The sequence below is a fragment of the Pseudescherichia vulneris genome, assembly GCF_902164725.1.
Classification (GTDB): Bacteria; Pseudomonadota; Gammaproteobacteria; order Enterobacterales; family Enterobacteriaceae; genus Pseudescherichia; species Pseudescherichia vulneris.
Map to the genome: position 1 here is coordinate 3,984,847 of NZ_LR607338.1, position 20,578 is coordinate 4,005,424.

A 20,578-nucleotide genomic window follows, 5' to 3' on the forward strand; every position below is an offset into this window, starting at 1 on the left:
ACGTTCTTCCCTACCCGGCCGGGTAGGGATGTCGCTATTTGACCTGGGCAAAAATCTCGCCAAGGCCGCTGCGTCGTTCGGTACGGGTGGCAATGGCCTGCACCAGAATACGCTCGTCGGCATAGAGCGACAGGCGACGGCGGGCGCGGGTGATCGCGGTATAGACCAGCTCCCGAGTCACCACCGGCACCATCTGCCCAGGCAGGATCAGCGCGGCGTGGTCAAACTCCGAGCCCTGCGATTTATGCACCGTCATTGCCCAGGCCGTTTCGTGCTCCGGCAGACGGCTGGGCTGCACCGATTTGATGCTGCCGTCCGGCAGCGGGAACCAGACGCGCGTCCCCTGCCCCCGGTTCAGCGCCACGCCGATATCGCCGTTAAACAGCCCCAGCGCGCTGTCGTTGCGAGAGATCATCACCGGGCGTCCATCAAACCAGCGCGAGTGTGGCGTCCGGCCGATCCGCCGCTGGTTCGCCAGAGTTTGCTCCAGCCGCTCGTTGAGGCCTGCTACGCCAAACGGTCCCTCGCGCAGGGCGCAGAGTAGCTGATACTCGCTGAACGCCGCGAGGATCGCCTTCGGCTCCGCCTCATCCCGCACCAGCTGCAGATAGCGAGCGTAGCCTGCCAGCGCATCGTCTAACAGTGCCTGATAATCGTCACGAGCCTGGAGAGGCTTGTGCTCAATGTCGCTAAAGCCCTGGCTAAATACCGAGCGGGTACTCTTCTTATCGCCCCGGTTTACCGCCGCCGCCAGCTGACCAATGCCAGAGTTGCTGCCGAAGCGGTAGCTGGTTTGCAGCAGGCAGAGGCTGTCGCGCAATGCGCCTGCCCCGCCCGGCTCGCCACCGGGAACCGCCATGCCGGTCAGGCGGGAGAGCTGCTCCGCCCGCGCCGGGGTAAAGCCCGCGTTAACCCACGCACAGATATCCCCCAGCACCGCTCCCGCCTCTACCGAGGCCAGCTGATCGCGGTCGCCTAAGAAAATCACTCGCCCATGGGCGGGCAGCGCATCAATCAGCCGCGACATCATCGGCAGGTCAATCATCGACGCTTCATCCACCACCAGCACATCAAGGTGCAGCGGATTCCCGGCGTGATAGTGCAGGCGCTGGCTGCCGGGCTGAGCACCCAGCAGGCGGTGCAGCGTGCTGGCCTCCACCGGCAGGCGCTTTTTCTGATCGTCGGTTAATGCCAGCTGCCGCAGGGCGGCCCCCAGCGACTCCGTCAGACGCGCCGCGGCTTTCCCGGTCGGGGCCGCCAGATGGATGCGGCAGCGGCCGCCGTTCGCCATCTGTACCAGCGCCGCCAGCAGCTTCGCCACCGTGGTGGTTTTTCCGGTGCCGGGTCCGCCGGAGATCACCGAGATCCGCCGGGTCAGCGCCACTGCTGCCGCCACCTTCTGCCAGTTGATCTCCTCCGTTGGCGGGAAAAGCCCGTCCAGGATCTGACGCAGCTGGTCTTCATCCACGCTCAGCGGCTGGTTAACCTCGCTAAAGAAACTCGCTACGGTCAGCTCGTTGCACCACATACGGTTAAGGTAGAGGCGATCCCCGGCCAGCACCATCGGCGCAGGGGCATGACCGTCGCTGACGGCGTCGGATCGCTGTAGGATCCCAGCCCAGTCGCAGGGCGCACCGGCCTCGGCAAACAGCGCCGTCAGCAGTGCATGGCTCTTATCTTCGGCCTCAGCCGCCAGCCGGGAGAGGGGCAGACAGACATGGCCCTCCCCCGCGTCGCGGCTGAGTATCGCCGCCGCCAGGGTTACCGCTGGCTCGTCGCGTCCGGCCACGGTCAGGGCAAACTGGACGTCCAACGGGCGAAACAGCTTCTGAGCCAGCGCCTCTATAAGCAGAGTTTGCATCGTCACTGTGCGGTCTCCTGATAGTCTTCACTGGCCTCTTCACCGCTAAACAGGGCATCCATCTCGCTAATCAGACGTACATCGGGGCGGGTGGTATAGATGCCCTGCTCGCTGTTTTGCGCATCGACACCGCGAAGGAACAGGTAGATCACGCCGCCAAAGTGGCGCTCATAATCGTAGTCCGCAATGCGGTGGCGAAGATAGCGGTGTAGCGCCAGAGTATAAAGTTGATACTGTAAGTCGTAGCGGTGCGACTGCATGGCAGCCGCCATCGCCTCTCGGGTATAGGCTTCGCTGCTCTCGCCCAGCCAGTTAGACTTGTAGTCCAGCAGGTAGAAGCGCCCGTTGTGGCGGAAAACCAGGTCGATAAAGCCCTTGAGCATGCCGCGCACGTCGCGGAAATCCAGTGGCGAACAGCCCGCTGAGAGCGGATCGTAGCGACGGATCGCCGCATCCAGCTTATCTGAGGTCAGGGTCTGGGCAATCGGAATATAGAACTCCATCTCCACCTGCTTATCTTTCTCGGTAAGCTGGCTTAACGACAACCCGGATTCAATAAGCGGTGCATGCAGAACGGCGTTGATCCATGCCAGCAGCATCGGCTGCCACTGCTCGTCAAAACCGCCCGCCTGCAGATGTTCGCTCACCCACTCCTCGGTCACCGGCTGGGTGAAATCGATATCTTCAAACAGACCGTGTAAGAAGGTGCCCGGCGACGCCCCGCGCGGGAACGCGTGCGGCGTTAAGGCCGGAGCCTCGTCCGCCTGGCGTTCACCTGCGGCGTCAACGTCCAGCCGCGGGAGCAGATCCTGGGCGATACCGTGCCCGCGCTGCTGCAGGCCAGAGTAGCTGGTTACCCGCCAGTCGTCGAGAATAGGACGGTCAATGTGTCGGGCGCGCAGCGATGGCGGCAGGGAGAGGGTGTACTCCCAACGCGAATTATCCGGCGTGCCGGGAATGCTCAGCACGATATCGTCGCTGCATAGCGCCTCCAGGCAGTGGCGTAAGCCTGCGGCATCGCGCGGCTCGCCCTGCTGGATCAGCCTGCCCAGCGCGCTATGGTGGAAATCGCTCTCGCCGCTCTTCTCTCCGCGACGGCGGAACAGCGGCGCAACGCCAAGGCTACAGTGCCATACGGAGCGCGTCAGCGCCACGTAGAGCAGACGCAGATCCTCCGCCAGCCGCTCCGCCTCGGCTAACTCAATGCTCTCGTCGGCCTGGCTAAGATCCAGCACCGCCTCAAAGGAGGTGCGGTCGTGATAGAAAGCCTGATCCTGCGCCCGGTAGTTGGCGATAAACGGCAGCCAGACCAGCGGATACTCCAGCCCTTTCGCTTTATGGATGGTGACGATCTGCACCAGGTGCTTGTCGCTCTCCAGCCTGAGCTGCTGGCTGGCGGCGTTGCTGTCCGGCTCGGCGATATGCTGCGCCAGCCAGCGCACCAGCGCATGCTCGCTCTCGGTATGCGCTCCCGCCTCCTGTAACAGCTCACTGATATGCAGAATATCGGTTAGCCGCCGCTCGCCACCGGAGGTCGCCAGCAGGTTTTCCGCAATATTGCGCTGGGCCATCAGGGTGCGTAGCATCGGCATCACGCCGCGCTTTTGCCACGTCTGGCGGTAGCCGTCAAACTCCTCAACTACCCGATCCCAGGCCTCTTCATCCTTATTGAGCTGCTCAATATCCTGGGCGGTCAGACCGAGCATCCCTGTCGCCAGGGCGCTGCGCAGGGTGCTCTCCCGCTCGGGCGTCAGCACTGCCTGGATGAGCCACAGCAGCTCCTGCGCTTCCGGCGTCTCAAAGACGCTGTCGCGGTTGGAGAGATACACCGAAGGGATGTTCAGCAGCGTCAGGGCGTCACGGATCAGCGCTGCTTCATGGCGGCTGCGTACCAGGACGGTTATGTCAGAAGCCTGCACCGGCCGGGAACGCTTGCCGTCATGCAGCAGGGCGCTCCCCTGCTGACCCGCCACCAGCCAGTCGCGGATCTGCGCCGCGCAGAGTTGGGCCATAAAGGTCTGGTAGTCCCCAATGCCGACGCCATCGCCCTCCATCAGCCACAGGTTCATGGCGGGCTGGGTTTCACCGTTCAGCTCAAAGCGCAGAGGCTGGTTTCTTTCCGCCGCCTTCACTGGCATGAAGGGGATCTCGCGGAACATAAAGGCGTTGTCCATCTGGCTAAACAGGGTATTCACGCTATTGACCATGCCCGGTGCGGAACGCCAGTTGGTATCGAGCGTATAGTGAGCGCTAACTTCCCCACGTGCTTTCATGTAGGTGAAGATGTCCGCGCCGCGAAAGGCGTAGATCGCCTGCTTGGGATCGCCAATCAGCAGCAGCGCGGTATCCGGCTGCTGTCGCCAGATGCGGCGGAAAATACGGTACTGCTGGGGATCGGTATCCTGAAACTCATCGATCATCGCCACCGGAAAACGCTGGCGGATCGCGGTCGCCAGCGCCTCGCCGTTTTCACTGTTCAACGCCTGGTCGAGACGGCTCAGCATGTCATCAAAGCCCAGCTCGCCGCGACGGCGCTTCTCCCGCGCCACCGCCTCGCGGATCTCCCGCATGGCGGTGGTCAGCACCAGATCGCTGAGGGTAAGCGGCTCGGCCAGCAGGCCCTCAATGGCGACAAACAGCGGGTGCTCCGGCACAACGCCGCCCGCCTTGGTGCGCGAGGTTAAAAAGGATTGGGCGAACTTCTCCAGCGCGTCTGGCAGCAGGTAGCTGCGGGTCTCCTCCTGCGCCCAGGCGCTGATCTTCTCGATCCACTTGCCCTGGTTACCCCGGTTAAACTTGCGTCGGTCAATGCCTGAATTTTCAATCAGGGGATCGAGCTCCGCTACCGCCGCAAGCCACTGCTGCTTGATAGCATTAATACGGGCGATGATTTTCGCATGGCGCGAGGCCAGGGTCTCATCCGCAGGCGGCGGGGATTTGATTACCGGTGCCTCTCCCTGCAGATAGCGGTTAATTGCGTTCAGCAGCTCCAGCGGCCCCTTCCACGAGGCATGGATCACCTCGGCAATGTCGCGAGGCAGCGGATAACAGTGGCGACGCCAGAAGTCCGCGCAGGCCTGCGCGCGCAGCAGGGACTCATCTTCAATCAGCTGCTGCTGGAAAAGCATGCCGGACTCAAAGGCGTTGAGGCTCAGCATACGCTGACAGAAGCCGTGAATGGTAAAGACCGCGGCCTCATCCATCTGCCGCTCGGCCAGCATCAGCCAGCTCGCCGCCTGCTGCTTATCGGGAATATCGTCAAGCAGGCGGGCATAGAGCGGATCGGCGCTGCTTTCACGCAGGCAGGCGATGCGCAGCTCGTGAATGTTGCTGCGGATACGGCCACGCAGCTCTTCGGTGGCGGCTTCGGTAAAGGTCACCACCAGCAGCTCTTCCACGGTAAGCGGACGCGAAAAGGCGCTCTCGCCGCCCAGGCCCAGCAGCAGGCGCAGGTAGAGGGCGGCGATGGTGTAGGTTTTCCCGGTGCCCGCAGAGGCTTCAATCAGGCGCTCACCGCGTAAGGGTAGGCGCAGGGGGTCTAAAGTCTCAGCGGGGTTACTCATTGTTTCTCACTTATCAGGGGCAGCGTGCGCTGCAGCGCGCTGACGTTGTCCCATACCTTCCAGCCTTCAGGGTGTACATACCCGGATTTATCACTTGGTGTGCCGGAGACCTGGGACAGGATCGCCATCCCCTGCGGCTCTACCACCGCCTGGTGGAAGAAGTCGGCAAGCTTCTGCGGCGTCAGCTGTTTAATCTCAGCGACAACTTTATCACGGGAATCAAAGCGCATATTACCCCGATCGAAATCTTTGCTGATCTGCGTCGCCTCTTCCCCCAGCGTTTGCGGGGCCTGAGTGACCTGGGCGATCACCGCCTGCTGGATCTGGGCAAACTCTTCCGCGCTCATTTTGCGCAGCCGCTCTTCCGCCGTTGGGAAGAAGGCCTGGTAGCGCGCCCACAGCGCCGACGGCTGCTTGTCGCTGCTCTGAAGCAGGAAGCCCAGTCCCCACTGGCGGCCAACGCTCATCGGGAAGGCAAACACCGCATAGCCGAGCTGCTCTTCGGTACGCAGCTGGTTGTAGAACCACGGCTGGATGATTTGCCCCAGCATCGCGCTGTAGGCCGAGCTGCGGTACTCGTCATAGCCCGGTGGGACAAACACGGCGGCCAGCGCCGAGTCACTGGTGCTGCCCGCTTTTTCAAAGATTATTCCCTGCTTTTTGTCCACCAGCACGTCGCGGTTGCGGCACCACTGGTTTCCCTTCGCCGCAAGCTGATCCTGCACCTGGTGGGCCAGGTCTTTCGCCTGCGTCTCGCTCATATTGCCGACGATTAAGAACTCCGGACGGGCGTTGCTTTTCAGCCGATCGCGGTAGGCGATCACATCTTTCAGGGTGATCTCCGGCAGCAGCGCCCGGCGCTCTTCACGCTGGAAGTAGGGAACCTGAGAAAGCATCTGCGCCGGCATGATCGCCTGCTCGTAGGCTTTGCCCTTCTCGGCGGAGTCCATCATCTGCGCATACCAGGATTTCGCCTGCGCCAGCTGGTCCTCGGTTGGCGTATAGCTGAAGTAGCCCGCCAGCAGGTCTTTGAAAAGCTGCGGCAGATGCTGGGTATAGCCGTTAGCATTGAGCATCAGGCCGTTATTGGCATTCGTGGAGAAGCTAATCCCGCCAACGGCGGCCTGGTTGCTGAGCTGATCCAGGGCGAGCCCGGCCAGATAGTCATTCAGGGCGAACATCACCTGGTTTTTAGCGCTGTCCATCGCCAGCGGATTGCGCAGCACCACGCTAACGTCAGCCTTTGGCTCGCTGGCAAAGTAGCGGCTCGGCATGTAAACCACGCGCAGGGTGGGATCGTCCACAATCAACTCGGGATGGGTGTAATTTTTCGCTGGCTTTTGCAGCGTGAAATCATCCGGAATATAGGGGTTCAGCTCCGGCAGCGACAGTGCGATGGCGTTGGATTTCTGCTGCCAGTCGGCGAAAGTCTGGTCGCTAATCTTATCGACCTGATAAGGCGCGTCGACAAAATAGGCGGTTTTATTGTGCGGCTCCTGCGGGCTGATGTACCAGATGCGGGCGTTATGCGGCGTCATCATCGCCAGACGCGCCTTAACGGCCTCGGCATCAAACTGGTCAGCAATGTTTACCGCGTCGAGGGTGTGCTCAACCGGCACGCGGATCATGGTATCCGCCAGCCACTCGACGTAGTCCATATCCCGGGTAATTGAGGGATAACGGAAGTCGAGATCCAGCACGTGGGACAGCTCGTCAAAGTAGCGCTTGTCCACGCCCTTCTCACGCAGAAGCTGGAGATAGCTAAAAATAGCTGCAACCACCTCATCACGGTGTGCCAGCCCCTTGTCGGTCAAGGTCGCGGATATCGCCAGCACGCCGCTATTGCCGTTAACGATGGGGTCAGAGTCGGCGCGGATCCCTTCGGCCAGACCCTGCTGCTGTAACCAGTCAGAGAGCGTGCCCGGACTGCGGTTACCAATCAGATAGGTGATCAGCTCGTCGGTTTTACTGCGGAACTGCGACGTATTGTTATCGATGCGGAACTCAACCCGCACCACCTTGCGCGGCATCACCGGCACATAGTGGAGGATCAGCCCTTTCTGCGCGTCGGTCACCACCGGCACGTCAACTTTCGGCAGCTCCAGCGCTTTGTTCGGCACGCGGCCAAAGGTTTTCGCCGCGATGGCGGCCAGCTCCGGCAGCGGACGATTGCTGTAGACTACCGCCTTCATCAGGTTCGCCGAATAGTATTTGTCGCGGAAGGCCAGCAGCGCCTCCTGCACCGGGCTGCCCGGCTTGTCGCTCAGGGTCTCCAGGTTACCGCCAGAGAAGCGTGCAGCGGGATGTGCCGGATTGATGGTTTCGGCGCTCACCTGGGCCATGCGCATCCCGTCCCGGGAGCGGGCCAGCGTCAGCTCGGCGTTGACCGCGTTACGCTCGCGTTCGGCATACTTTTTATCAAGCAGCGGCGAGGCGATGGCATCTGCCAGCCGATCCACGGCCCCTTCCAGCGCGTCGTTTTCAACTTCCAGATAGAACGCGGTACGGTAGGGTGCGGTGCTGGCATTGTGGCTGCCGCCATGCAGCTTTAAAAATTCAGCAAGGCTGTCCGGCTGGGGATAGTGGGTGGAGCCCATCAGGGTCATGTGTTCAAGATAGTGCGCCAGGCCGGGATGCGCCTCCGGATCCTGCAGCGAGCCAACGGGCACCACCAGTGCGGAGAGCGATTTCACCGCCTGCGGATCGTTAACCAAGAGAACCACCATGCCATTATCGAGGCGAATAGCCTGATATTGACGGGTGTCCTTATCACTTTTACGAATGGTTTCCTGAACGGGTTGCCAACCGGTGTCTGCCTGACTTAACGGTGCCCAGAAGGCGACAAATAAGACTAACGCTTTGAACCAGGTGCTGCTGGGCATTCACGAACCTCATCATTAACAAACCAGTGCCGGCAGTACCGGCATATCCAATCAGTCCGTGATTCGCTGCGCATCATAATGGAAGCCCTTCCACTGCGCAATTTTTACACACTTCATCAGGACTGACTAAAGCGAAAGAGCGGCAGTAAGTAACGCTCTGCCTGCTTAACTATCTCGGCATAGTTTTCAGGTTCAAGGGTACGCCACAGGCGCTGGTACCATACGTCCTCCCCCTCGCCGCTGACCACCATATTGCCTTCATAAGCCTGCAGGAATTTGCTCCGTGCCTTAGCGAGCGTCTCCTCGTCTTTTAACATCGCATCATTTGTCGCGTCATAACAGGCTTTTATCCATGCGCCACCGCTTTCGGGCAGCAGCAGCAGCGGTTTTTTCATCCCCTCCCGGTAGCCCTCGACCAGCTCTTCAAGGTACTTCAGGGCCTCATCCTGCTTGAGAGGTGGGAATTGCCAGGCTTTATCGTTGCGGACAAACAGCCGACTCTCTCCCGTTCCGCCGCTGGCACAGTAGACAAGATGTTCTAGCCAAAGTTGCAGCCCCTGTGAAACCTTCAGCATCGAAGGACGCCAGCGCAGCAAGCCATCCTCCTGCACGTGCTGTAGCCAGCCGGTCAGGTGTACCTTGCCGCAGTCAAGCTCGATCTCCATGCTCTCGGCTGGCTTGCGGTGCTCGTGAACCCGCGATGCCAGCTGCTGCATCTCCTGATGCTGACTCTCCCAGACAATCTCACCAAATGCACCGTAGGGAAGCTGGCCTGCCGCACGGTACTGACGGAAGAGTTTCTCGACGTCCTCCTCCTCTACCAGGGTGTTGAGCAGCGCCTGGTTGAGCTGGTAGCGGTCCAGGCCATCAATGATAAACGGCTCGGCATCGGGAATATCGCTCGCTTCGGGGCGGAAGTTAACCTTCAGACGCATCTGGAAGAAAGCGCGTACCGGATGCGCCCAGAAGCGCTGCAGCTGCTCAAACGCCAGCGTCTCCAGCGGCTCATCGTCCAGCTCCTGAATAAAGGTGGCATGAGCCACCCCCTGCTGGCTGGCGGCGGGCAACCACTCCCGGGCGTAGCTTTGCAGCTCATCAGCAATAAAATTTTCTGCATCGAACGGCATTCGCGTATGCAGGTGAGTAATATGATCCACTACCCGTCGTGCGCTTTCGTCGCAGGTGAGCGCCTCATCGCCGGGCAGATAGTGGCTCTGCCCGATATAGTCCACCAGCTCCTGTACCAGCACCGACGGGAACCGTTCGCTGTTATCCTGAATCGAGCGCCCGATATAGCTAATGTAGAGCTTCTGCTGCGCGGAGATAAGCGCCTCCAGGAAGAGGTAGCGGTCATCGTCCCGGCGGCTACGGTCGCCGCGCATCGGTTTCTGGCTCATCAAATCAAAGCCGAGCGGGGCCAGCGCACGCGGATAGACGCCATCGTTCATCCCCAGCAGGCAAACGACCTTAAAGGGGATCGAGCGCATCGGCATCAGGGTACAGATATTGATAGGCCCGGCGAGGAAGCGCTGGCTAATGCGCTCCTGATCGAGCCTCTGCGCCAGCTCGTCGCGCAGCAGCGAGAGCGGCACCGCCTCGTCATAGTGTGCGCCGACGCCCTGGGTGATGACCGCCTGCCACTGCTGTTCAATCAGCGCCAGCGCAGCTTCGGTATCAGGATCCGGCAGGAAGAAATCATTGAGCATGTCGCGGCAGACCGGTAGCCACTCGGCCAGCGGGCGATCCTGAGCCAGCCCTTTGCGCCACAGTCTGAGCTGCATCAGCAGCGAGGCCAGATGGCCCACCAGCTCGGCAATCAGGCCGCTGGACTCATCGTAGGGCAGCACCGACTGCCACTCACCCTGACGGCTCTCCATTGCATAGCCAAGCAGCATACGCGTCAGGCCAAACTGCCAGGTGTGCTGCCCGGTCGCAGGCAGCGCCAGCTCGCGCACATTGTCGTCATCCATGCCCCAGCGTACGCCGGACTCGTTGACCCACTGGCGGAGATAGCGCAGCCCCTCTTCATCGATGTTAAACCGTGCGGCGAGCACCGGCACGTCCAGCAGGGCCAGCACATCCTCCGACTGGAAGCGGCTGTCCGGCAGCGAAAGCAGGCTGATAAAAGCCTGTAATGCCGGGTGCGACTGACGGGCGCGGCGGTCGGAGATAGCATAGGGCAGATAGCGCTCCCCGCTGGCGCTGCCAAATACCGCCTGGATAAAGGGGCTGTAGCTGTCGATATCCGCCACCATCACAATGATGTCGCGCGGGGAGAGATCTGGATCGTCTTCCAGCATCGCCAGCAGGCGATCGTGCAGCACCTCGACCTCCCGCTGCGGGCTATGACAGACGTGTACCGCCACGCTGCGGTCCTCCCGCTCCAGCTTGCGCTTGGCGTCGCTGCGCTCATACTCCTGGGCCGTCACGCCAGCGACGGCGCTGTTTTTCAGCTCCAGAATGTCATACTGCAGGTTTTGCAGCAGCGCGCCGGGCGTAATATCAACGAAGGCATCGAGATCGTCGTAGCGATCCATCCCTGCCAGCAGATAGATGTAGTCGCGCCCCAGCTTGCCCCACGAGGCCAGCAGCGGGTTACCCACCTCCTGCTCGCCTTCGCTGTTAAACAGGCCCTCTACCGGCTGATCTTCACGGAACAGGGCCACCGGATGGGCATCAAGGTGGTGTTTACGCTGGCGGGCAATAAGCCGGGAGAGAAACGCCGGATCTTTGATATCGCCCCAGTAGTAGCGGCAGGGATTGGTAAACAGCAGGTGAATATCCACATGCTTGCCCAGCGCCTGCAATGCCTGGAGATAGACCGGCGGCAGGGCCGAAATACCGCAGATGAACACCCGGGAAGGCAGCCCGGCAGGCGGCGTTGTCGCAGACTCCAGCACGTTGATAAAACGCTGATAGAGGTTGGCGCGGTGCCAGTGCGGCTGCCCCAGCGCTGCGGTGTGCTCCACTAGCGCCCGCCAGAGCGGTGCCTGCCAGATCTGCGCTTCACCGAGGCCGTCGATCAGGCCGCCCTCTTCCCAACGGGTCAGCCACTCCGGGCGAAAGACCAGATACTGATCGTAGAGATCCGCTACCCGAGACGAGAGCTGGAACAGCTTGCGCTTGTCATCATCGTCGTTGAGGTAGTGGCGAAGCATGGTGAACGCCTCCTGCTCCAGCATCTGCGGCAGCAGGGTCATCAGCTTCCAGCTCATGCTCTGTTTATTAAAGGCGCTCTCTTTCGGGATGTCCGGCAGCACGCGGACAAACATATCCCAGATAAAGCTCGCCGGGAGCGGGAAGTCGATATTGGCAGCGATGCCAAACTTTTGCGACAGCGTCATCTGTAGCCATTGCGCCATGCCGGTACTCTGTACCAGCACCATTTCGGCCTCAAAGGGATCGTCGAGCCGTTCGCGCTCAACGATAAACTCCATCAACGCTTCCAACACATCCAGACGATTGGAGTGATAGACCCTTAACATAAACGCTCCTGACTACTCATAAACTGGGCAATATAACCGCGTCATCTTCCCCTGCCTGCCCACCGGCGAGGTGATGGTTACGCTGATGCTGACACATCCGGCGTCCGTTGTCTGTATCCGCCTGACCTGCCAGCCCGGCGGTAGCGGCGCGGGCCGGGGCTGCGCCTGCTGCCAGCCGTAGCGCCACAGATAGCGATAGTGGCTCCAGGCGGTGAAGCCCTCCAGCAGCACGCGATGATACCCTGTCAGCGCCGTGACAACCATGACCAGCAGCACCATTGCCAGCAACGTTTCCGGCAGGCTAAAGCCCCTCTGGCGGGCTACGGCATCTGACACTGGCGTGTCTCCTTGAGAGGGCAAAAATCGCTCCAGCCGTGGGGCGAAAACGTCACGCCGCTCTCGCCTAACGCACCGCTGCGCCACAGGGTTTCGCTCCCGCTGGCGGCGATCAGCAGCAGCGTCCGGTCGGCAAAAATGCGCAGGCAGACCCGCCACGGCTGGCGGTGATGCTCCCGGCACTGCACGGCAGGCTGCATCTGCCAGGCCTGCATTCGCCCCCACTCCAGCGCCGAGTGGGCATCGGCCAAATTGCGCATTGCACGGCTTTCGCTGGTAATGCGCTGCGTATGGGTGCGCTGGCGCTGGTTTAAACCGTTAAGCATCAGGCTACCCAGCACCAGCAGCAGGAGCACCAGCGCCAGGGATGATATTCCTCTTTCGTCTCTCACAGATTTCACTTTTCATAAATTGTACCCCGCCACGCTGTACGTCGCGCTAATGGCTTCCTCGGGATGGTTAAGGGGAGCCGCCGCCAGCGTGACCGTCAGCATGGGGGCTAAAATGCCCTGCGGCTGACGAAGCACGGTGAAGCGCTGGACGCTGATCGTGGCGGGATCGGTGATTTTATCCCACCCTTTCTCTTCGCAGCTCTCTGCCCCCTGCCGCATCTCCAGTACGCCGCTCTGCAAGCGAAAGCCGGTCTGCTCGGCCTCGCCGAGGGGCGAGTGCTCCCATCGACCATTGCTGTTGGCATCCCACTGCACAATAACGCAGGTTCCCTGCCGCCCCATCACCAGCGGCTCTCCGCTGCACTCTCCCCGGCAGTAGCCAGCCCGCTGAAGATGCTTTCCCAGCGTGAAGAGATGCTGCCAAACTGCCTCTTCCAGCGCTTGCTGCCGGGTCTGATGGAGCATCGCCGCTTGCAGCGCAGGTAAAAAGCGGGCGGCGCTGAGCAGAAGTACGCTGCCGATGGTCATCGCGATGAGCACCTCCAGCAGGGAGAAACCACCTTCGGTCAGCTGCATGATCCGCTGTCTGTACGCTGGCATACTCTTATCCGCCCCCAGTTCGATACAATGATTTGCCACTCCCCCGCCTCGCTGCGCAGCGTGATATGTCCAGCCCATGCCGTATTGCGCAGCCCATAAAAGCCGAGCGAGGGGGTGATATCCACCAGCGCCACCTCAGGCCAGAGCGGACGCAGCGCAAAGGGATTATCCGCGCCGCACGTTGCCTGCGCATCAGCTGACGCCAGCAGGCACCAGCGGCCGCTCTCCTGCCTCACCTGTACCTTGCGATCCCGGTTGTGCCAATTGGCGTCGTCCCGCAGCAACTCCAGATAGTCACGCACCTGCCAGGCGGTTTGCCACAGACGCTGGTGCGCCTGATAACTCTGCCAGCCGTACAGCCCCGATGCGCCAAGGATCACCATAACGATCGTCGCCACCGCGATCTCTATAAGGGTGTAACCCTGCTCTTTTTTCATGGCCGTACTCTGCGCCTGATGCGCGATGCATGCGAGGTGAGATGCTCGCTTTTACGAGGCGCTACGGGAAAAATATCGGGGATTGCAGAGGGTTACATCACAGCGGGAAAGCGGGTCGCAGAATGGGGTAAAAGGGGAAAAAAACCGGCGCAGTAACGCGCCGGCTGTGGCAGGCTCTGATTATCAGATAGCGACCGGGGCTTTGATGCCGGGGTGCGGATCGTAGCCTTCGATCTCAAAGTCGTCGAAGCGGTAGTCAAACAGCGACGCCGGCTTACGCTTGATAACAAGCTTCGGCAGCGCGCGCGGCTCACGGCTCAGCTGCAGGTGCGTCTGCTCCATGTGGTTGCTGTAGAGATGGGTATCGCCGCCGGTCCAGACGAAGTCACCTACCTCCAGGTCGCACTGCTGCGCCATCATATGCACCAGCAGCGCATAGCTGGCGATATTAAACGGCAGGCCGAGGAAGACATCGCAGGAGCGCTGGTAGAGCTGGCAGGAGAGCTTGCCATCCGCCACGTAAAACTGGAAAAACGCGTGGCATGGGGCCAGCGCCATTTTGTCCAGCTCGCCCACGTTCCAGGCGGAGACGATGATCCGTCGGGAATCCGGATCGGTCTTCAGCTGGTTCAGCACGGTCGCGATCTGGTCGATGTGGCGGCCGTCCGGCGTGGGCCATGCGCGCCACTGTTTGCCGTAGACCGGGCCGAGATTACCCTGCTCGTCGGCCCACTCGTCCCAGATAGAGACGTTGTTTTCATGCAGGTAGGCGATATTGGTATCGCCCTGCAGGAACCACAGCAGCTCATGAATGATTGAGCGCAGGTGGCAGCGCTTGGTGGTCACCAGCGGGAAGCCCTCCTGCAGGTTAAAGCGCATCTGATGGCCAAAAATGGAAAGCGTGCCGGTGCCGGTACGGTCGTTTTTCGGTGTGCCTTCATCCAGCACTTTTTGCATCAGTTCTAAATACTGTTTCATGATTCCTCAGGAGACGTGTTGCTGCGGGCGACGGCGGTACGCCCAGACCATCATCAGCGCGCCCGCAATAATCATTGGGATAGAGAGGATCTGGCCCATGCTGATGTACTGCACCCACTCGCCGGTAAACTGCGCGTCCGGCTGGCGGAAGAACTCCACGATAATGCGGAATGCGCCATAGCCGATCAGGAACAGGCCTGATACTGCACCCATCGGGCGCGGCTTACGGATAAACAGGTTAAGGATGATAAACAGCACAACCCCCTCCAGCGCCAGCTCATAAAGCTGTGAAGGGTGGCGTGGCAGTACGCCATAGGTGTCAAAAAAAGACTGCCACTCCGGGTGCGAAGGCAGCAGTGCCATATCTTCAGCACGGGAGTTAGGGAACAGCATTGCCAGCGAGAAGCCTGGATCGACGCGGCCCCACAGTTCGCCGTTGATAAAGTTACCCAGTCGCCCTGCACCCAGCCCAAACGGGATCAGCGGTGCAATAAAGTCAGAGACCTGGAAGAAGGTACGCTTAGTGCGTTTGGCAAAGATAATCATCACCACGATCACGCCAACCAGGCCGCCGTGGAAGGACATCCCGCCATCCCAGACGCGGAACAGATAGAGCGGATCCTGGATAAAGGTCGGGAAGTTGTAGAACAGCACATAGCCGATGCGCCCGCCAAGGAAGACGCCCAGGAAGCCCGCATAGAGCAGGTTTTCCACTTCGTTTTTTGTCCAGCCGCTGCCGGGACGATTTGCGCGGCGGCCAGCCAGCCACATGGCAAAAATAAAGCCAACGAGGTACATCATGCCGTACCAGTGCAACGAAACCGGTCCGATAGAGAAAATTACCGGATCGAAATCGGGAAAACGCAGATATCCATTATTCATCTGTCACCACAAAGTGTTGTTATTCCGCCAAAAATCGACAGCGGTTAAGATGTGCGCTCGCTTAACAGGGCGCTCCAAAGCTGGGAATCATAGCATAAGCCAGGCGGGCGATTAGGGCGAAGTTGTAAAAGATCTGTATCTTCCCTTTACCCGCCGCCGGTGCGCTAGCGTCCGCCGCGGATCAGGCCACCCATGCCACGGCGCTCCATAAAGGCAGCCACTTGATGGCGTACCTCGCTGGTAAACTGCGCTTCCAGGGTACGGTTTGCCAGCGTCTCGGCATCCTCGCGGTCGATATGACGCAGCAGATATTTAACGCGGGCCACCGAACGGCCGTTCATCGACAGATGACGGTAACCAAGACCGATCAGCACCGCCACGCACATCGGATCGCCCGCCATTTCACCGCACAGGCAGAGATCGATGCCATAGCGCTCCGTCTCCTGAGCGATAGTCGCCAGCGCCCGCAGCACCGCCGGATGCAGGCTGTCGTAGAGGCTTGCCACACGGGTGTTGTTGCGATCCACTGCCAGAAGGTACTGGGTGAGATCGTTGGTACCGACGGAGATAAAATCGACCCGGCTGGCCAGATGCGCCAGCATAAAGACCATGGAAGGGACTTCCAGCATCACGCCAATGCGCGGTCTGGGGATGGCGTAGCCGATCATCTCTTCCACTTCCCGCCCGGCGCGCTCAATCAGGCGGCGAGCTTCGTCCACCTCTTCAATGCTGGTGATCATCGGCAGCAGGATGCTGAGGTTGCCGGTGGCGGCGTTGGCGCGCAGCATGGCCCGCACCTGAATCAGGAAAATCTCTGGCTGATCGAGCGTAATACGGATCCCACGCCAGCCAAGGCAGGGGTTCTCCTCGCTGATGGGCATATAGGGCAGCTGCTTATCCGCCCCGACGTCCAGCGTACGCAGGGTCACCGGCTTCTCGTTAAAGAGCTGCAGCATCCCCTGATACTGGGCAACCTGCTCCTCTTCAGAAGGGAAGCCGCTTTGCAGCATAAACGGGATCTCAGTTCGGTAGAGGCCAATGCCGTCGATACGGCTGCCAAGCTGCTCCTCATGCGCAGGACTCAGCCCGGCGTTGAGCATCACCTTAACCCGATCGCCGCTTTTCAACTGGGCGGGAAGGTTAACCTCATCCTCCGCGAGCTTGCTTAGCTCGTTCTCTTCGGTGATGAGACGTTGATACTCCTGAAGCAGGATCGGCTCAGGATCAACCAGCAGCTCACCCCGGTAGCCATCCACCACCAGCGTACGACGATGCAGCACCGAGGGCTGAATATCGGCCCCCATGACCGTCGGGATGCCCAGTGCGCGCACCATGATTGCCGCGTGGGAGTTGGCCGCGCCGTCGCGTACTACGACGCCCACCAGCCGATCGTGAGGCAGCTCGGCCAGCGTGGTAGCGGAGAGCTCGTCGGCGACCAGCACAAAGCGCTCGGGCCAGGTATTGGGGCCCTGTAGGCTATCGTCGAGGTGGAACAGCAGGCGCTGCCCCAGCGTGCGCAAGTCGCCAGCACGCTCTTTGAGATAACCGTCGGAGAGGGCGGCAAACTGTTCGGCAAAGCGTCCGATGACCTTTTTCACCGCCCACTCGGCCACGAAACCGCGATCGACCTCGTCGAACAGCTCGCGTCTGAGGCGGGCGTCTGACAGCAGGTGGGAATAGAGATCGAAGATGGCCGCCGTCTCTTTCTGCTGCCCGGCAGAGAAGCGCTTGCTGTAGCGACGAAACTCGCCGGCGGCTTCTTCCAGTGCGCCGGTAAGTCGTTCACGCTCAAGGGCGGTGTCCAGCGTCGAGGCCTCGTAGACCTGCTCCATCAGCGGCAGCGTGGCATCCATCCACCCTTCGGCAATGGCAACGCCGGGTGCGGCAGGCAGGGCACGAATACGCGTCTGGCGATACTGACCAAACAGAGCGGTAAGCTGTGACTGGGAGAGGATCGCCGCCATCTGGGTGGCCAGCGTGACCAGGAATGACTCTTCGCTCTCATCAAACTGGCGCAGCTCGCGCTGCTGTACCACCAGCACGCCCAGCAGCTGACGCCGCTGGATAATCGGCACGCCAAGGAAGGCGCGGAACCGCTCCTCTTTAACCGAGGGAATATATTTAAAGCTGGGGTGCTTTTGCGCGTCGGCGAGGTTAATCGGCTCCGCCAGCCTGCCTACCAGGCCGACGATACCCTGATCGAATGCGAGCGTGATGGTGCGACCGCGCGGCTTTTTCAAACCGCGCGTCGCCATCAGGTAATAGCAGCGTCTGTCGTGATCGGCAAGGTAGACCGAACAGACCTCGGTATCCATCGCCAGACAGATGTCCGTCACCAGAATATCCAGCGCCTCGTTAAGGCGCGGCGCGCTGGCAACTTTCTCAACTATTTCTCGTAACCGGGTGAGCATGATATGTATGGCTTATCCTCTCTTACGTCGCCAGGCAGGAGAGTGTTGTGGCTTTGGGGTGCTCTCTGCCAGCGCCATGACCACACCTGCAAACTCCTTCATCACCCGACGATAAACATCGCGCTTAAACGAGACAACCTGACGAACAGGATACCAGTAGCTTACCCAGCGCCAGCCATCAAACTCAGGGGTACTGCTGGTTTGCATATTGATATCCGCATCGTTGCTGATCAATTGCAAAAGAAACCACTTCTGTTTTTGGCCGATACAAACCGGCTTTGTGTCCCAACGCACCAAACGTTTCGGTAACTTGTAACGTAACCAGCTGCGGGTCGAAGCAAGAATACGTACATCCTTACGGCTCAGCCCCACCTCTTCGAACAGCTCTCGGTACATAGCTTGCTCCGGGGACTCTCCAGGGTTGATACCCCCCTGGGGAAACTGCCATGAGTGCTGACCGAAGCGCCTGGCCCACATAACCTGGCCTTGTCGATTACAGATTACGATACCCACATTTGGGCGGTAGCCATCGTCATCAATCACCGGACTACCTCAAAATAAACCTGAATTAAACGATTGTTTCACACTCGTGAGATACGGTAAACCACTCTCTCAATGCGCTATAACCGAATAACATTTGAATAACTCACAATTATCACCTGAGTTATAAACAGAATGGGCGCATCGGCGGCGGTTTTATTCACGATTTCTGTGGATAGAGTTGTGCAGAAGTACGGAATTACTCCGGGAAAACCCTGACGGCCCTGGACAATCAGTTTATCACTCGTAAAAATAATTTGGGACTATTCATTAGGTTATACCCCGATCTTTATGCTATCGGGATCATTATGTGATGTGTATCACAGGCACGATCCGACAACTGATGAAAGATCGAACAGAGTCGGTTTTATCCACAGTTTGTGCCAATAAGTTAAGCACAATTTGTGCGAAAATTCGATTTTGGTCGCACGTCAAGGCTGTAAATGGAAACAGTAGTGCGGGTTTTTCCCACTTATCCCACTTTTCTGTGGATAACATGGTGTAAGATCCTGTTCATTGTCAGTGACCAGAATTGGAAAACATTGCGAGCCGTTGCGCAACAAACACAGCGCAAGGGAAAAAAATCCTAAAAATCATTGCGTTGTTTATCGCTGCGGGAAAAAATCTATCGCGTTGCCCCCTGTGCACTATTACTGTTCATTTTTTAACCAGAGGTTGTACATATGCTGCCGCTCTCTCCTTTTACCTCTCCACCGGACTCGGAAAGCGCTTTGCTTGAGCAGGCGCAGCGGTTGGCCGGGCTGACCCTTGGCGAGTTGGGTGCACTGGCTGGACTGCCGGTTCCGGCAGACTTCAAGCGTGATAAGGGCTGGACCGGGGTGCTGCTGGAGCGCTGGCTAGGGGCGAGCGCGGGCAGCAAGCCTGAGCAAGATTTCGCTGCGCTGGGGGTAGAGCTGAAGACCATTCCGGTGGATAGCCTGGGCCGTCCGCTGGAGACAACCTTCGTTTGCGTTGCGCCACTCACCGGCAACAGCGGCGTCACATGGGAGAGCAGCCACGTGCGTCACAAGCTGAAGCGGGTGCTGTGGATCCCGGTAGAGGGCTCGCGGGAGCTTCCTGTCGCCAGCCGCCGGGTTGGCTCGCCGTTGCTGTGGAGTCCCAGCGAGCAGGAAGAGCAGCAGTTGCGCATGGACTGGGAGGAGCTGATGGATCTTATCGTGCTGGGTCAGGTAGAGAGCATTACCGCCCGTCATGGCGAGGTGCTACAACTTCGGCCAAAGGCGGCGAACAGTAAGGCCCTGACCGAGGCGGTGGGCCAGCATGGCCAGCCGATTCTGACGCTGCCGCGCGGCTTCTATTTGAAAAAGAACTTCACTCGCGCGCTGCTGGCGCGACATTTTTTGTTGCAGGGTTATTAAATTTTTTGCCCTTGTCTGCCGGAAGCTTATAATTAGCGCTTCATTTTTTGGCAGGACTTTACGATGTTATTTGCATGGATAACCGATCCCAACGCCTGGCTCGCGCTCGGTACGCTGACGCTGCTGGAGATTGTGCTCGGGATCGACAATATTATTTTCCTCTCTCTGGTCGTTGCTAAGCTCCCGACCGCACAGCGCAACCATGCCCGGCGTATCGGTCTGGCAGGCGCAATGCTGATGCGTCTGGCGCTGCTGGCCTCAATCTCTTGGGTCATCCGGCTGACGACCCCGCTGTTCAGCGTTTTCGATCATGCGGTCTCTGCCCGCGATCTGATCCTGCTGCTCGGCGGTCTGTTCCTGATCTGGAAGGCCAGCAAGGAGATCCATGAAACGATCGAAGGTGAAGAGGAGGGGCTGAAAACCAACGTTCACTCTTTCCTCGGTGCCATCGTGCAGATCATGATGCTGGATATTATCTTTAGCCTCGACTCGGTCATTACGGCGGTGGGTCTGTCGGATCATCTGTTCATTATGATGGCGGCGGTGGTGATCTCCGTCGGAGTGATGATGTTTGCCGCGCGTCCTATCGGCGAGTTTGTCGATCGACACCCATCGGTAAAAATGCTGGCGCTGTCGTTCCTGATCCTGGTTGGCTTTACGCTGATGCTGGAGAGTTTTGGCATCCACGTGCCGAAAGGTTACATCTACTTCGCCATGTTCTTCTCGATTGCCGTCGAGACCCTGAACCTGTTGCGCAATAAAAAGAATCCGCTGTGATCTCTCGCTCCCCCGCTCCGGGGGAGCCATCGCTACTTACCCTGGCGCGTCGTTT

General features: G+C 59.7%; 14 protein-coding genes. 2 read left to right on the top strand and 12 right to left on the bottom strand.

Features of this window, described 5'->3' with window-relative positions:
• Nucleotides 1–34 precede the first annotated feature (34 nt).
• From recD to rppH, 12 genes are all read right to left on the bottom strand, one after another.
• Nucleotides 35–1,867 carry an exodeoxyribonuclease V subunit alpha gene (gene recD, locus FN633_RS16480; RefSeq protein WP_154058459.1) on the bottom strand — a complete coding sequence of 611 codons (1,833 nt, stop codon included), beginning with the start codon at nt 1,865–1,867 and terminating at the stop codon, nt 35–37.
• On the bottom strand, nt 1,864–5,424 hold the full coding sequence (gene recB, locus FN633_RS16485) for an exodeoxyribonuclease V subunit beta (protein WP_154058460.1): 3,561 nt from the start codon (nt 5,422–5,424) through the stop codon (nt 1,864–1,866). Before recB ends, recD begins: the two co-directional genes overlap by 4 nt.
• Nucleotides 5,421–8,306 (bottom strand): pitrilysin, encoded by a 2,886-nt coding sequence (gene ptrA / locus FN633_RS16490; protein WP_154058461.1) that lies wholly within the window; start codon nt 8,304–8,306, stop codon nt 5,421–5,423. Before ptrA ends, recB begins: the two co-directional genes overlap by 4 nt.
• A 116-nt stretch (nt 8,307–8,422) precedes the next feature.
• Nucleotides 8,423–11,791: an exodeoxyribonuclease V subunit gamma gene (gene recC / locus FN633_RS16495; RefSeq protein WP_154058462.1), complete on the bottom strand. Its 3,369-nt coding sequence runs from the start codon at nt 11,789–11,791 to the stop codon at nt 8,423–8,425.
• 12 nt (nt 11,792–11,803) lie between these two features.
• On the bottom strand, nt 11,804–12,127 hold the full coding sequence (locus tag FN633_RS16500; protein ID WP_154058463.1) for a prepilin-type N-terminal cleavage/methylation domain-containing protein: 324 nt from the start codon (nt 12,125–12,127) through the stop codon (nt 11,804–11,806).
• On the bottom strand, nt 12,112–12,519 hold the full coding sequence (locus FN633_RS16505) for a DUF2509 family protein (protein WP_154058464.1): 408 nt from the start codon (nt 12,517–12,519) through the stop codon (nt 12,112–12,114). The genes FN633_RS16500 and FN633_RS16505 overlap by 16 nt, the downstream gene beginning before the upstream one ends.
• Before the next feature lie 12 nt (nt 12,520–12,531).
• Complete coding sequence (locus FN633_RS16510) at nt 12,532–13,095, bottom strand: prepilin peptidase-dependent protein (RefSeq protein WP_154058975.1); 564 nt, start codon at nt 13,093–13,095, stop codon at nt 12,532–12,534.
• A complete protein-coding gene (locus FN633_RS16515; protein WP_154058465.1) occupies nt 13,086–13,556 on the bottom strand; it encodes a prepilin peptidase-dependent protein in 471 nt (156 codons plus the stop codon). The genes FN633_RS16510 and FN633_RS16515 overlap by 10 nt, the downstream gene beginning before the upstream one ends.
• Before the next feature lie 183 nt (nt 13,557–13,739).
• Nucleotides 13,740–14,534: a thymidylate synthase gene (gene thyA / locus FN633_RS16520; RefSeq protein WP_154058466.1), complete on the bottom strand. Its 795-nt coding sequence runs from the start codon at nt 14,532–14,534 to the stop codon at nt 13,740–13,742.
• Nucleotides 14,535–14,540: 6 nt separating this feature from the next.
• On the bottom strand, nt 14,541–15,416 hold the full coding sequence (lgt, locus tag FN633_RS16525; protein WP_154058467.1) for a prolipoprotein diacylglyceryl transferase: 876 nt from the start codon (nt 15,414–15,416) through the stop codon (nt 14,541–14,543).
• A 164-nt stretch (nt 15,417–15,580) separates the two neighbouring features.
• A complete protein-coding gene (gene ptsP, locus FN633_RS16530) occupies nt 15,581–17,827 on the bottom strand; it encodes a phosphoenolpyruvate--protein phosphotransferase (RefSeq protein WP_154058468.1) in 2,247 nt (748 codons plus the stop codon).
• 12 nt (nt 17,828–17,839) lie between these two features.
• Entirely contained in the window at nt 17,840–18,370 is a 531-nt protein-coding gene (gene rppH, locus FN633_RS16535; RefSeq protein WP_154058469.1) for an RNA pyrophosphohydrolase, read from the bottom strand.
• Nucleotides 18,371–19,050: 680 nt separating this feature from the next.
• Between rppH and mutH the strand changes: the two genes are divergently transcribed.
• Both mutH and FN633_RS16545 read left to right on the top strand, forming a co-directional pair.
• On the top strand, nt 19,051–19,746 hold the full coding sequence (gene mutH / locus FN633_RS16540) for a DNA mismatch repair endonuclease MutH (protein WP_154058470.1): 696 nt from the start codon (nt 19,051–19,053) through the stop codon (nt 19,744–19,746).
• Nucleotides 19,747–19,809: 63 nt separating this feature from the next.
• Entirely contained in the window at nt 19,810–20,523 is a 714-nt protein-coding gene (locus tag FN633_RS16545; protein ID WP_154058471.1) for a TerC family protein, read from the top strand.
• Nucleotides 20,524–20,578 lie beyond the last annotated feature (55 nt).

What these genes read in the sequence shown, in the direction of transcription:
- FN633_RS16545 (WP_154058471.1), top strand. Translation starts at nt 19,810, where the DNA reads ATGTTATTTGCATGGATAACCGATCCCAACGCCTGGCTCGCGCTCGGT.
- FN633_RS16515 (WP_154058465.1), bottom strand. Translation starts at nt 13,556, where the DNA reads ATGAAAAAAGAGCAGGGTTACACCCTTATAGAGATCGCGGTGGCGACG.
- lgt (WP_154058467.1), bottom strand. Translation starts at nt 15,416, where the DNA reads ATGAATAATGGATATCTGCGTTTTCCCGATTTCGATCCGGTAATTTTC.
- mutH (WP_154058470.1), top strand. Translation starts at nt 19,051, where the DNA reads ATGCTGCCGCTCTCTCCTTTTACCTCTCCACCGGACTCGGAAAGCGCT.
- ptsP (WP_154058468.1), bottom strand. Translation starts at nt 17,827, where the DNA reads ATGCTCACCCGGTTACGAGAAATAGTTGAGAAAGTTGCCAGCGCGCCG.
- thyA (WP_154058466.1), bottom strand. Translation starts at nt 14,534, where the DNA reads ATGAAACAGTATTTAGAACTGATGCAAAAAGTGCTGGATGAAGGCACA.
- recC (WP_154058462.1), bottom strand. Translation starts at nt 11,791, where the DNA reads ATGTTAAGGGTCTATCACTCCAATCGTCTGGATGTGTTGGAAGCGTTG.
- ptrA (WP_154058461.1), bottom strand. Translation starts at nt 8,306, where the DNA reads ATGCCCAGCAGCACCTGGTTCAAAGCGTTAGTCTTATTTGTCGCCTTC.
- recB (WP_154058460.1), bottom strand. Translation starts at nt 5,424, where the DNA reads ATGAGTAACCCCGCTGAGACTTTAGACCCCCTGCGCCTACCCTTACGC.
- FN633_RS16510 (WP_154058975.1), bottom strand. Translation starts at nt 13,095, where the DNA reads ATGCAGCTGACCGAAGGTGGTTTCTCCCTGCTGGAGGTGCTCATCGCG.